This is a genomic window from Neobacillus sp. 204 (assembly GCF_046562815.1).
GTDB lineage: Bacteria > Bacillota > Bacilli > Bacillales > Cytobacillaceae > Neobacillus.
The window spans coordinates 410,473-425,264 of the sequence record NZ_JBJORY010000002.1; the positions used below are offsets into that span (position 1 = coordinate 410,473).

A 14,792-nucleotide genomic window follows, 5' to 3' on the forward strand; every position below is an offset into this window, starting at 1 on the left:
TCCTCCTTAAAATGTAGGTTCTTAAGACATGACCACAGTCTCAAACAATTCTTTTCTTACTTTTTCATCCTCTGTTATGGTTTTCCATGGATCCTTGATCACCGATAATGCATCATCCATGCGTTCATTTAAGGCTTGACGTTTTTCCTTATCGTCAAGAACGGAGCGTACATGTGTTAGCCCCACACGTTCAATCCATGCTGACGTACGTTCTAAATAGTTGGCTGTTTCACGATAATATTGCAGGTACGCGCCGGTAATCTCCATCGCCTCTTCAGATGTTTTTACTTTGTATAATAGATCTCCTCCACGTACATGGGTACCGCCATTTCCGCCTACATAAAGTTCCCACCCGCCGTCAATTCCTATAAAACCAATATCTTTAAACCCAGACTCTGCGCAGCTTCTCGGACAAGCAGAAACAGCCATTTTCACCTTATGCGGCGTTTGAAGTCCTTCGAATTTCTTTTCGAGGTCGATGCCGAGTCCCATGGAATCTTGGGTTCCAAAACGGCAGAACTGTTCACCGACACATGTTTTAACTGTACGTAAGGACTTTCCATAGGCAGAACCAGAAGGCATATCCAACTCCGTCCATATTTTCGGCAAATCTTCCTTTTTAACTCCGAGTAAGTCGATTCGTTGACCACCGGTTAGTTTTACTAAAGGTATTTCATATTTATCTACCACGTCCGCAATGCGGCGTAAGTCTTGCGAATTGGTTACACCACCATACATCCGCGGTACAACAGAATACGTTCCATCCTTTTGAATATTTGCATGCATGCGCTCATTGACAAATCGGGACTCTCTTTCGTCCTTATAGTCAATCGGATTGACCATACCCAAGTAATAGTTCAGAGCGGGCCGGCATTTTGAACACCCTTCCTCTGTCATCCACCCAAGCACATTCATCACTTCTCTGATGTGGGTCAAACCTTTTGCTTTAATCTCTTCAACAACTTCATCTCTCGATAGTGTAGTACAGCTGCAAATCGCTTCTTTCTGAATCGAGCTGTCAAACTCTGAACCAAGTGTAAGCTGTAATACTTCCGCGACAAGCGGCTTACAGCCCCCGCAAGACCTTGATGCACTTGTACAAGCTTTGATCTCATCAACGGATGAACAACCTTGATTCTGAATCGCCTCGATAATCGCTCCTTTGGATACCCCATTACATCCACAAATAATTTCCTCTTCGCTCATAGAAGCAACTAAGCTGCCACCAAATTCCTCATTAAGAGGTTGTAAGAGTGATACTTTTGTTGTATAGGAAACATCTGCTTGTTTTTGAATCATCGAAAAGAGACGATTTCCATCACTGCTATCACCAAACAGCACAGCTCCAACAATTTTATTGTCTTGGATGACGATCTTCTTATAAATACTGTCATTTCCATCAAAGACTTTGATGGCTTCTTTTCCTTCGCCTTCCATAAAGTCTCCTGCTGAAAACACCTCAACCCCTGATACCTTCAATTGTGTGGATAATACCGAGCCTTGATATCCCTTTGTTTCAAGCCCGCTGATGTGTTTCGCTAATATTTTCCCTTGTTCAAACAAGGGGGCTACTAGACCATAAACGGTTCCGTTATGCTCGGCACATTCACCAACTGAATAAATATCCGGAACACTCGTTTGCAAGTAATCATTGACGACAATTCCACGATTAACTGCTATCTCACTTGCTTTGGCTAATTCGATATTTGGCTTAATACCAACAGCCATCACAACTAAGTCTGCATCAAGGATGGTTCCATCACTAAACCGTAAACCTTCGACACGATCATTTCCAAAGATTTCTTGCGTTTGTTTTTCTAAAAGAAATTTCATACCTTGCATTTCTAATTCGCTTTGGAGCAGTTTTCCTGCTTGCGGATCTAATTGCCGTTCCATCAAATATGGAGCGAGGTGAATGACTGATACATCCATTCCAAGGTTTAAAAGGCCTCTCGCCGCTTCTAGTCCGAGCAATCCACCGCCAATGACGGCCGCTTTTTTATACTCTTTCGAGGTCTCAAGCATCACTTCAGTATCCTTTATATCCCGAAAAGCTGTCACACCTTTCTTATCTGCTCCCGGAATCGGAAGGATAAATGGGAGGGAACCCGTTGCTAAAATCAATTCATCATATGGTTCTATTCTTCCTAAGTCCGTGATAACCACTTTCCGCTTCGAATCGACTTTAATTACCGTTTCGCTTGTAAACAATTGAATGTTATTTTCTGTGTACCAATCCCAGTCATTAAGGGTAATGTCCTTTACCGCTGTATCCCCTTGTAATACTTTTGAAAGAAGTATTCTATTGTAATTCGGATGCGGTTCAGCTCCGAAAATAGTAATCTCAAATGATTCTCTTGATAGTTTTAAGATCTCCTCAATAGTTTTCACTCCAGCCATTCCATTCCCTACTAGTACCAACTTTTTCTTATCCATGGTAGCTTTCCTCCCCTATGAAAGTTTCTTAAACTATATCACAGCCTAACTAAGAACTAACCTACCGTGTGAGATCTTCTAACATAAAAATTTTTAATTTAGGAAATCGATAGCTGGACTCACCTTCACAGCGCTGACTTTAAAGCCAGGCATTTTGCAGGCGGGATCCAATTCTTTTGCGACGAGGAGATTAATATTTTGTGAATCTGCCCAGTGAAAAGGGACAAAAATGGTATCCTGACGAATGGTTTCCGACCATTTGCTTCTGACCACCACACTTCCTCTTCTTGATTCGATTTTCACTAAGGCTTGATCTGGAATCTGATATTTACTTGCAGCTACAGGGTGAATTTCCATAAATGGTTCTACATTTCGCGCAGCTAAGGCTGGACTTTTCCTTGTTTGCACTCCTGTTAAGTAATGTGACATGACTCTTCCTGTTGTTAAATAAAGCGGAAACTCATCACATGTTTGTTCTTTTGGAATCTCCGGAATGTTTGGTACCACTACCATCGATGCCTTTCCATCTGAATGGGCAAAGGATGTTTCAAACACTCTTTTTGTACCTTTATGGTCAAGGGCAGGGCATGGCCATAATATTCCGCCTTCCTGTCTCAGTCGTTCATAGGTAATCCCGAAATAATCAGCATTACCTCCACGGCTCGCCCATCTTAATTCAGTAAATATTTCCTCAGCAGATGAAAAGGAAAAATACTCTTCCTTTCCTAGCGCACGGGCAATTTCACAGATGATTTGCCAATCATGTTTCACTTCTCCCGGACACGGATAGCTGGCTTCCCGCAATGTTACTCGTCCCTCTACATTCGTCATCGTTCCTTCATCTTCTAAATAGGATGAGGCAGGCAGGATGACATCTGCTAATCTTGCTGTTTCTGAAACAAACAGATCCACCGCTACAAAGAAGGTTAATTTTTCAATCGCCTCTTTGACAAAGTGGGCATTTGGATTGGAGACAATCGGATTCGAACACATGAGAAATAAACCCTTTATTTCCCCTTCGTGGATTTTCTCCATCATTTCATAGGCCGAAACACCTTTACGTGGTAACTCCTCCTTGTTAACCCCCCATACACTGGCCACGTAGTTTCGATGTTCTTCGTTCTCAATCGAACGATATCCAGGAAGCTGGTCAGCTTTTTGGCCATGCTCTCTCGCCCCCTGGCCATTCCCTTGGCCGGTAATGGCTCCATAACCACAGCCAGGCTTGCCAATTTTACCAGTTGAAACCAGAATATTTAGGAAATTGCGTACGGTCATCGAACCATCGGTGTGCTGTTCGACCCCTCTCGCTGTAAAAATCATTCCTGTTTCCTCTTTTCCAAATCTTACTGCCGCCTTACGAATGAGCGGGATTGGAACGCCGGTTATTTCTTCAATTTCATCTAAACTGAGGGATAACACGTATTCCCTGACCTCTTCAAACCCATTTACCCGTTCTTGAATAAACGCCTCATCCACATAATTTTCTTCAATGATCACTTTCAATAACCCATTGGCTAACACGGCATCGGATCCTGGTTTAGGCTTCAAATGCAAGTCTGCTATTTTCGTTGTGGCTGTTTCGCGTGGATCAATCGCAATAATATAGGCGCCATTTTCTTTCGCTCTTTCAAAATAAGGCATAATAGTGGGCTGGCATTCAGCGATATTCGTCCCCGCTAACATGATACAACGAGTAGTTGGAATTTCCGATAAACTATTCGTGAACCCGCGGTCCAAACCAAAGGTTTGACTCGCTGCAGAAGCAGCCGCGGACATACAAAGACGACCATTATAATCAATGTATTTAGTTTTTAATGCGACCCGTGCAAATTTACCCAATAAGTAGGCCTCTTCATTTGTGACTGATGCACTCCCATAAACCGCTAAGGCATTAAGGCCAGATTCCGCCTGAATCTTAGTAAAGTTTTCTTTAATGTGATTTAATGCTTCCTCCCATGAGACCCGAACAAATTCTCCATTTACTTTTAACAATGGATATTTCAAGCGGTCTTTATGAAAAGCATGTTGATGAGCATTCATGCCCTTAACGCATAAACGCCCCTCCGAAGTTGGATTCTCTTTTCCAACGGTTATATATTTTTTTCTCGTCACAATGGATTGTTCAATCAATTGCATTTTACATTGCATGCTGCAGTAAGGACATTGCGACTCGTATTTTTTCTCTGATTTCACTTCTTGTTCCTTTGTCCGAAAATACTTTAATAATGCTTCCGTCAAGATCGCTCACCCTTCCTTCACTTTTTTTAAATTGAACATTTCTTACAAAACGGTTGATGATTTGGAACTTTTAACTAAGAACTTTTTGCGCAAAATATGATCTTTCTCTAACCGTCGCAATAATTGCTGGCGATAGTCTAGGTCAAACAGAATTTCTCGCACATGCACTAAACCGACCCGTTCAATCCATTGCCAAGTACGTTCAAGGAAATTGGCGGTCTCACGGTAATACTGAACAAAAGCACAAATAATATCGATCACATCATTGTTCGAAGATTCAAGGCATAATAATTCTCCCGCGCGGACATTCCGGCCGCTGCTGCCACCGACATAAATTTCCCAGCCAAGACCCGTTCCGATCACACCAATATCTTTCGTCGTTGAACCAGCCCCGTTATGCATACAAGCAGATACGCCCATTTTTACGCGATAGGGAGTTGTCAGAAATTCCAACCTTTGTTCGAGGCCGACAGCCAGCTGAATCGATGATTGTTTGTCACAACGGCAAATATGTTCCCCAATACTGGTTTTTACATTTTGAACCATATTCCCATAGGTGGCACTTACTTCCATGTTCAAATCCGCCCACACGCCAGACAGATTTTCTTTCTTCACACCCATCAAATGAATTCTTTGTTCACTAGTGACTGCAATATTTGAGATGCCGTATTTCTCTGCAACATCAGCAATCGACCGTAATTGTTCTGCCGTTGTTTTTCCGCCGTACATTTGTGGGACAATGGTGTACGTACCATCCTGTTGAACGATGGCATTCATTTGTTCGGATACAAACAGCGTTTCTTGGTGGCTCTCATATTCCGGATAAATCATGCCTAAATAATAGGCTAAAGCAGGACGGCAGGTAGAACATCCTTCCTGATTGCCCCAATCAAGAATTTCCATCACTTCTTGTACAGAAGTCAAGCCTTGCAATTGCATTTCATAAACCACTTCATCTTCTGTTAACGAGGTACAGGCGCACATCGATTTTTGTTCAATGATCTCATTAAAATCATCGCTTTGAATGTAGGTGAGAAGATCGGAAACTAAAGGTTTACAGCCGCCGCATGATCCAGATGCCTTGGTGCACTTTTTTACTTGATCCACGGTCGTTAATCCTTTTTTTAGAACCGCTTCAATAATGGACCCTTTTGCGACTCCGTTACAATTGCAAATGATTTCACTTGGGGTCATTGCTGCGACGGAATCCCCTTCTATATTTGATGATTGAAAGAGTGTAACTATCTCTAGGTCGGACACATCTTGTTTTTTCAAAATCATCTCTAGTAATCTCGTACGATCCCGAGTATCTCCAAACAACACTGCGCCCACCATTTGAGAATCTTCAAAAACAAGCTTTTTATAAACACCCTCTAATTCATCAAAAATCTCAATAGACTTAAGATTCTCATCACAAGTAAACTGACCGACCGAAAACACATCTACACCCGATATTTTTAATTGGGTCGAGAGAACAGTTCCTTCGTACCCTTTAGATTCCAGACCACAAATCCGTTTCGCTAAAACTTTCCCTTGGTCATAAAGAGGTTTGACTAATCCATAGACAATCCCTCGATGTTCCACACATTCACCGACAGCAAAAATATTCGGTCGATTCGTTTCCAGATAATCATTAACCAGAATCGCTCGGTTTGTTACGATTCCGCTTTCTTTTGCTAACTGGATATTAGGTCTCACCCCTACAGCCATCACTACCAAATTAGCCGCTATTTCGGTATCATCCTTAAAGGTCACTCTTTCCACCCGTTCGCTTCCGCATATCTCCTTTGTATCTTTTTCAAAAAGAAATCGTAAACCTTGCCCTTCCAACTCTGTTTGCAACAGCTTCGCTGCGGTTTCATCGAGTTGTCTTTCCATTAAATATCGGGCATTATGAACCACTGTTACTTCCATCCCAAGATTGAGCAGACCTTTGGCAGCTTCTAAACCTAAGACTCCACCGCCAATGACGACCGCTTTTTTGAATTGATTCGCTGTGTCTATCATGTTCTGACAATCTTCAATCGTCCGAAACGTGATGACACCTTCTTTATCAGCACCCGGTAAAGGGAGGAGAAATGGAACGGACCCTGTTGCGATAATGAGTCGGTCATAAGAGAATTCTCGACTTTTATCCGTTTTTAACAATTGTTTTTCTGGATCGATTTTTATCACTGTTTCTCCTGTAAATAGCTTGATGTTCTGTTCGTTATACCATTCACGATCATTGATGGTAATCTCATCAAACGTGGTGCCTCCCTGCAAAACCGCTGATAATTGGATCCGATTATAGTTAGGATGTGGTTCACTTCCGAAAATAGTAATCTCAAAGGAATGTGGAGCATTTTGTAAAATCTCCTCAATACACCGCACCCCTGCCATTCCATTTCCTATCAAAACGAGCTTTTGCTTATCCATTCTAAATACCTCCGCTAGTTAAATATGTGGATAACTGCAACCATAAATATCACCTATTATTCCATAAAATTCAGCAAAAGGAACCGATTGTGTAACATTTTCTAACACGGTAAGTTCTATGTCAGGGTACCTTACATACTAGGTGACATTCTCGCTGCCTATCGGATATTGTTGAACAAAGCAAGAGCAATTCACATTCCAACAGTGTTAAGGAGGGAAAATTATGAAAAACAATATCGGTTTATTTTCATTCTTGGTGTTACTAGTAAGGGTGATGTTTTCGAAAGATAGTTGTTTTGAATGGTAATTGGATAAAAATTCTGATGGTAGGTACCTATGAACCAAAAAAAAATGTTTTACTAGAAGGGAGCACAATACTATGAAGTTATCAGATCTAAAAAAAAGCGGTCATGCGCCATCATTAGCGGCATCATTCTTATACTTTGATGTTAGTTTCATGATTTGGGTTATCTTGGGGGCCCTCGGGGTTTATATTACAAAGGACTTTGGGTTAACCCCCTCTCAGAAGGGATTTATTGTTGCTGTTCCAATTCTAAGCGGATCGTTTTTCCGCCTGATCCTTGGGGTTTTAACGGATCGAATCGGACCACGCAAAACAGCCATCAGCGGAATGCTTGTTACCATCATTCCACTTGGATGGGGCTGGTTATTTGGTCAAACATTAACTGAACTTTATATGATTGGAATCCTTCTTGGTGTTGCCGGAGCAAGCTTCGCCGCAGCCATTCCCATGGCAAGCAGATGGTATCCTCCGCATTTACAAGGACTGGCGATGGGAATAGCGGGTGCCGGGAACAGCGGCACGCTTTTTGCCACCTTATTTGGACCGCGGCTTGCTGAAGAAATGGGCTGGCATAATGTATTAGGATTAACACTGATTCCTCTGTTGGTCGTATTTATTTTGTATATCATCATGGCAAAGGATGCTCCTTCGCAACCAGCACCAAAACCGGTGATTGAATATTTGAAAGTATTTAAACAAAAGGATACCTGGTATTTTTGTTTGCTTTACAGTGTTACCTTCGGGGGATTTGTGGGTTTGTCCAGTTTCTTAAGTATCTTTTTTGTGGATCAATATGATTTATCAAAAGTAAGAGCTGGCGATTTTGTCACTCTATGTGTGGCAGCAGGCAGCTTTTTCCGTCCCGCTGGCGGATTTATTGCGGATAAAATCGGCGGAGTTCGCCTGCTAACCTTCTTATTCATTGGGGTATCCCTTAGTATGTTCGGCGTGAGCCAGCTTCCTCCTTTAGCTTTTGTAACCATTTTATTGTTTTTTGGAATGCTCTGCCTGGGAATGGGCAATGGCGCAGTCTTTCAATTGGTGCCGCAGCGCTTCCAAGAGGAAATTGGGATGATTACCGGGATTGTTGGTGCGGCCGGCGGAGTTGGCGGATTTTTTGTTCCCAATATCTTGGGAACGCTAAAGGAAACTACGGGCAGTTACGGAACAGGCTTTATGGTATATACGGGGATTGGCATCGCAGCATTGGTATTGTTACTTATTGCACAAGTTTCATGGCGAAAAACCTGGTCGCCAAAGGAAGCTTCTGTTAAAAATTAACAAGCACACTCAAAGAAAACGCATTTGCTACTCTTGATAGCAAATGCGTTTTTCTATTACTTAATAATGCTATTTTTGCAAATTTACTTTTGTTGCAGAAGATAATGATAAACCGCCATCATTTCCCTTTTATTCAACTCGCGAATTCGATTGAAAATCGGAATTTCTGCAATGTCCTCTTGGTTGATGCTTTCAGGAACGACATCCATTACTTTGCCCGTTAGCCAGGTATTCACATCGATGCCATCAACGATTTCCTTCCGCCCTTCTTCATTGATGCCACTTGCTGAACAACTAACACATGGGATTGATAATTTTTGCACGCCATCATGGAGACCATCTTCTGAAATGACTTTCTTCCCTTTACAGAATGGACAAGGATGACTAGCCTTAATTTTATTAATTTGCGTAACAATCTTTTTGTAACTAAACGCCTCATAGACATACGTGAGTTTCTTGTATTTTCCATTGGTGAAGTACTTATCAATAATCCTTTCTCTCGTTTCAGTAATATTGGCAAAGTCACAGATTGTGAGTAGATTTTTGCTGCTGATGGCTTCGATATTACCTTTAATACTGCCCCAGAATGGTAAGGCATTTTGTAGAACCACTTCATAGTGGGTGAAGCTGGCTAGCTCTAGTTCAAGCATTTTTAGCGCTACTTGTGTTTCCCTTGGAAGGAAAGACACATCTTCCGTGAGCGACATATCGCCGCCAACAATAGCTCTTAGTTTTTCCAGTTCAGGTAACTTCCCTACTAACTGAATGACCCGATCAATCGGTTGCTGAATAATTTCCCGAATATCCGTGTCCGCAAAGGCTAATTTTTTATGATGGTTTAGTACGGTACCTTGGCAAACCGGACAGGTGATCATCTCTTTTGATGCTTTCATCTGCTCTTTAATGATCGATTTCGAAATAAACATATAACGACCGATGATGTAGTTAAAGCCTTCCCATGTCCTCGATGCTTTACCCGCTTTATCATAAAACGACTTTTCCCAATAACCATATAGGAAGGTCTGTTTTTCTGCTTCTGTCATCTCATTAATGCTTTTACTAATATCTTGACCAAGTTCATTCTTTATCTCGTCAAAAAGAAATTGCAATTTTGGATATTGATAATATTTTAATACTTCCATTACGTCTGGATGTAATAAGCCATCCCAGAATGGCACGGTTTTGTCCTGAATAACAACATCAATATCAAATTGTTCTATGACACGACGACCAGAACAACACGGACAATGATTTTCTTGATGATAGAAATCAAAACTCCTAGTATCTTTATTGGTCGGATGCGCAGCCACTATATGATTAATAATTCCACCAATTTCATAGAGAAAGCTGTATTGACTATATAAATGTCTTTCTAGATCGATGGCGATGACAGGTGCGATCTTGTCGGATTCGTATTCACCATAAATCAACCGGGCCATTGGCGATAAGCTTTTTAAGATTCCACCCTTATAGACATTTTCTGCATTTTTAAAATAAGCGATATGATCCTCATGTAAATAATTAACTCCAGTTTTTAACCTTAGTGTTGAAGTAATTTGCACAGGAGCCACTTGATCTTCCTCGTTTTTTTGACAAGCATAGTCATCATGACTGACAACATCTAGATGTTGGACAGGAGCAAGCTGCCTTTTACCAAAATCAACGATAAAATCAGAGCTATCTAGCATATAAGAATTATGTTCGATCATCATGATAGAAACAGATTCATCTTGAAGAATGACCCTAACACTATCAATAAATTGGTTTAAAATATTTTGTGATAAACCTTTTGAAGGCTCGTCAAAAATAAACAATGTATGCGGGTTTCTTGAGTTCGCAAATAGCTCAGATACTAAATGAACACATTGAAATTCACCTGTCGATAAACTTTGTGTTTTCCTTTCCAAGGTCAAATACCCAAGTCCAAGTTTGATCAATAAGCTTAAGCGTTTATGAGCGATGTCTTCATTTGGCAATTCATCAATAATGTCTTCAATCGAACGCCCGAAAATATCATCAATTTCTTCACTATATTTTGTGAGTTTCCTTTTAATATCAAGAAACGTCGCAACCGTTGACCGACTGGTAATTGATTGGTTTCGATCTTGGCCTACCATAACTAATTTATCTTTTGGATATCGCTTTAGAAAATCTTTGGCAATACACTCATTCACGAGAGTAGATTTCCCACATCCCGACTCCCCCGTAAAAGTGACCAGTCTATTTTTAGGTATCTGGATTTCCGCCATTTGTATATTACGACAGTAAAGGTCATGAAATTGATAATAATCAGTTGGCGCCGCTGGGTTTCGTTCCCATGAGATTGGCTTGGGCCGTGGTGATTCCCCCACAATTTCCCCGCCATATTTCCCACTGCCAGGTCCAAAAAACAATTGTTCATCTGTTGCATCGAGGACCGTATCCGAATGATCAATGAGCCAAATTTGATTCTTAAAGCCTAATTGTTTAATCTGTTCTAAAATTTTCAATAGGGTTTGGTGATCAAGACCAACGGAGATTTCATCAATGATAATAACCGTATCTTCACTCGTTGCCATGAATTCTGCCAAGTAAAGTCGTGTTAATTCTCCACCTGACAAGGTACCCATAATCCGATTCAGTGTTAAATACCCAATATTCATATGGATGATATTTTGGAGAATATGTTGTTTTGGTTCACTAATATGTAAGACTTCTGCTAATGAGAGAATCGATTCAATACTTAGATTGTTGATATCGGAAATAGTATGTGGTTGATCAAATAATTCAAGGGTATATTGCTCCACTTCATGATTGTAGCGCTTCCCTTTACACTTTGGACATTCGACATTTTTAGTTGTACCGCGTCCCTTACAATCGGGGCACCAGCCTAATGCATTATTAAATGAAAAAACTTCCGGTGATAGATTAAATTTAGCAGCTAACCGATCGCGAATCTCTTTAAATACGCCGGTATGAGTGCCAATGGTTGACCTTGGATTGGAAGAAATCGATGATTTTCCGAGAAAAAGGACTAAAGGCATTTCTTCCATCTTAATGGCACTGAAATTGGTTTCCATGATATTGGAAAATAAATACTGGTATTCAGCCTTTGGCAATAAGGAAACGAGACGTTTCTTGGATTCCTCACCAATTGTTTGACAAAAAGTCGTCTTACCAGATCCAGACAAACCGGCAATTCCTAACGACTTTTCAACTGGCAGTACTGCATCTAAATGGTTAATATTGTTCGCAATTAATTGATTGATTTTCATCCATCTATCCTCTGAATTCTCTAAATTTACTCATTTCATGTTACCATAACTACTAATGGCATACTAAATACAAAAGGCTCTTTTCGTAAACTTTGTTCCTATTGGAGCTTAATAAAGGTCATTTACTAAGTCTCTAGGCAATTTCCGCAAAGGTTCTCACGAAAAGATGCCACGAAGTATATAGTTAAACGGGGTGATGAACTTATACGAGAAACAACAATCTATGCGAAAATAGCCATACAAAAAAAATAAAAAACTCGTCTTTCATAAGAAAAAACGAGTTTTTTGCTGTTATTCTAGCTAACTTGAATTTCATTATAATTATCTTTCCAAAACATCTTAAAAGAAAGCTCTATTCATGTTAGAACCACAATCTTAAATGATAGTCATATTCAGGGATATCCTTACTTTCATCTGCTTCTTTCTTTGGGGTACATTCATCACAAGGTTCTTCCGACTGGTTATGTTTACATTGTTCAAATAAAAGTTCCATTGTTTGTTTCCCCTCTCCTATATCTTATTCTCTATTTTAATGGAAACGCTTTCAATTGTCTTGTGGTTATTCCTGGAAATCATCAATCGTTGGATATTATAGTGAAGAAATAGAAGAGAAACAACAATATTAAAAATTGTTTCTCCATAGATTCAACTTTATCTCATTTTTCTTTAACCGTTCATGAAGTTAACGAGCATCCCTTGTTTTCAGGAAGGCACCAATGACACTCAAAAACTCATCCGGTTCCTCCACATAAGGCATATGGGCACTGTTTTCAAACACATGGAACTCGGAACCTGGTGTCAAACTACTGTAATACTTGGTTGTTTCCGGGGTCGCCTCATCAAACCGCCCGCAAGTATAAAGTGTTGGAAAGGTGATTTCCTTTAATCGCGGGGTACAATCGAATTCTTTCAGATTGCCCAGGACAGTAAATTCAGAAGGTCCCCACATGATATTGTAAACCTCAGGATTTCGATAGTGAGAACCTTTTTTTAACCATTCTGGATAAGGATTCAGTCGACATACAAAGTTTTTGTTAAAAACCTCTGTGGCTTTTTTATATTCATCAGTGTCTGTCGTTTCATTTTCCTCACATCTGATGATCGTTGCCTGAATTTCTTTAGGCAACTTTTCAAGATTGCGTCGTTGATCTTGTTCCCATAATGGAGCACTCAAGCAGGGACTTGAGAAAATAACACTTTTCACCCCGCTTGGCTTGGTCAAACAATAAGCTGCAGCAAGTGTTGTTCCCCAAGAATGGCCCAAAATATGTACTTCATTAAGGTTGAGAGATTGTCTTATCTGTGCTAATTCCTCAACAAATCTCTCAATTCTCCATAGTGATGGATCTGATGGACGATCTGATTTCCCACATCCTAATTGATCGTAAAAGATAACAGGACGGTCCTCAGCTAGAGCTTTTAACCCTTGAAGAGAATAGGATGACGATCCCGGTCCACCATGCAAAATAATCACAGGAGTCCCCACGGCATCTTTATTAAAAAGTTGATACCATACCCTTCCACCAGTTACATCAATGTATCCCTCTTCGAACATAAGTCATTTCCCCTTTAATTAATTCGTGTCTCTAATGGAATAGGTTCGACATCTTCGCAAAAAATTCCTGTTTTTTACCTTGATTCCGTTAATGAAGGAATTTCATGATTTCAGTTTTCTTTAGATAATTTACCACTCCAATGCTTTTGTACTTCACTAATTTGAGTATTAAACATTTCCTTACCATAAAGATAGAAATCCTCACCACAATCGGTTTTTGTTATTTGAAGAGTATCGTATTGGATTTCCTTCCCACTACTCGTGGTAAAAGTTCCACTACCATCGCCAGAAGTGCAATAATTGTCTATTTTAGTTCTTCCTCCCATTTCATCAACGTAATAATATTTATCATTAACGGTAGCACCTTCAGTAGTCCTAGGAGTAGAAGTAAAAGAAATACCATAATGTTCTATTTCAGTGCCTTCTAATTCTATTAAATTCTCTACATTTACTGGAATAACTGAAAATTCTCCTTCTTTCTTTATAGGAGGTTCCTCCGAAACATTATAGTAAACCACTATAGACCCCTCAAAACCATTAGGAATTAAATAGATATTATTCGTTTTCTTTTCAAAAATTGGTTCATTAAAATTTACTGCCCCATATATCCCTAATGAGAAGAAACTTATTGTCATAAACCCGTTTATAATGTACATTTTTCTATTGAATTTGTATAGGTTGGTGTTCTTCTTTTGCCATTCTTCTAATAAGAAAAAGAGTAAGGAGCATACCCCTGCAAATAGACCAAGCCTACCAATTACAAGAGTTGTTAAAAAGCCGAATAATATATGTATAAAACCTGCAACTATAAATCTATATTTTATTAGTTTTTTTGTAAGAAAATCTGATAGAAATGAAATAGGTATACCAAAAAGAAAGTTACCTATTGCAGAATAAAAAAGGACAATTATAAAAAATACTGCAGAACCCTCCTGTATCAATTCAAACAGGAAAAATAACACTCCCAATATAAGTGTTGTGAAGAATGCCGATTTTAACTTTCTTACCATTGTTTTCTCCTTTACATTTTACTATTCCTTTGTAAATTGAATTGTTATTTTTATACCACCTAATATAAAACGAAATATAGTTGATTCATAGTGTGATTATACTGAATTTCTTTATATCACCAAAAGGATTAGGATTAATTAATCCTAAAATAATTGCAAAGATAGTACTTGAAACTGATGCTGATATTATTTTCCATGGTAAAATTGTCATTCACCCCCTGCTTGTCAATTTTCCTATATTTTAACATATAATAGTTTGGAATTTTTCTTTTCTTCCACTCACCTGCTTACGT

Annotated in this window: 8 protein-coding genes; 1 reads left to right on the forward strand and 7 read right to left on the reverse strand. The window is 39.7% G+C overall.

Translation table 11 applies throughout. From position 1 onward, the window contains the following. Positions 1-21: 21 nt before the first annotated feature. The 3 genes from nirB (ACJ004_RS06115) to nirB (ACJ004_RS06125) form a co-directional block, all read right to left on the reverse strand. Positions 22-2,436: a nitrite reductase large subunit NirB gene (gene nirB / locus ACJ004_RS06115; protein WP_410891818.1), complete on the reverse strand. Its 2,415-nt coding sequence runs from the start codon at positions 2,434-2,436 to the stop codon at positions 22-24. Positions 2,437-2,529: 93 nt separating this feature from the next. After that, the gene (gene nasC / locus ACJ004_RS06120) at positions 2,530-4,677 is read right to left on the reverse strand and encodes an assimilatory nitrate reductase catalytic subunit NasC (RefSeq protein WP_410891819.1); all 2,148 of its coding nucleotides are present in this window, start codon (positions 4,675-4,677) and stop codon (positions 2,530-2,532) included. Between the two features lie 42 nt (positions 4,678-4,719). After that, positions 4,720-7,095 carry a nitrite reductase large subunit NirB gene (gene nirB, locus ACJ004_RS06125; protein WP_410891821.1) on the reverse strand — a complete coding sequence of 792 codons (2,376 nt, stop codon included), beginning with the start codon at positions 7,093-7,095 and terminating at the stop codon, positions 4,720-4,722. Positions 7,096-7,474: 379 nt separating this feature from the next. Between nirB (ACJ004_RS06125) and ACJ004_RS06130 the strand changes: the two genes are divergently transcribed. After that, positions 7,475-8,680, forward strand: coding sequence for a nitrate/nitrite transporter (locus ACJ004_RS06130; protein ID WP_410891822.1), 1,206 nt, complete (start codon positions 7,475-7,477; stop codon positions 8,678-8,680). Between the two features lie 83 nt (positions 8,681-8,763). Here the strand turns inward: ACJ004_RS06130 and ACJ004_RS06135 are convergent, their stop codons facing one another. The 4 genes from ACJ004_RS06135 to ACJ004_RS06150 all read right to left on the reverse strand — a co-directional run bounded on the left by ACJ004_RS06135 (position 8,764) and on the right by ACJ004_RS06150 (position 14,499). After that, positions 8,764-11,934, reverse strand: coding sequence for an ATP-binding cassette domain-containing protein (locus ACJ004_RS06135; protein WP_410891824.1), 3,171 nt, complete (start codon positions 11,932-11,934; stop codon positions 8,764-8,766). Positions 11,935-12,295: 361 nt separating this feature from the next. Then, positions 12,296-12,427, reverse strand: coding sequence for a hypothetical protein (locus ACJ004_RS06140; RefSeq protein ID WP_410891826.1), 132 nt, complete (start codon positions 12,425-12,427; stop codon positions 12,296-12,298). 189 nt (positions 12,428-12,616) lie between these two features. Continuing rightward, the gene (locus ACJ004_RS06145) at positions 12,617-13,489 is read right to left on the reverse strand and encodes a proline iminopeptidase-family hydrolase (protein WP_410891827.1); all 873 of its coding nucleotides are present in this window, start codon (positions 13,487-13,489) and stop codon (positions 12,617-12,619) included. Between the two features lie 110 nt (positions 13,490-13,599). After that, positions 13,600-14,499, reverse strand: a complete 900-nt coding sequence (locus ACJ004_RS06150) for a DUF6843 domain-containing protein (RefSeq protein WP_410891828.1) — start codon at positions 14,497-14,499, stop codon at positions 13,600-13,602. Positions 14,500-14,792: the final 293 nt, after the last annotated feature.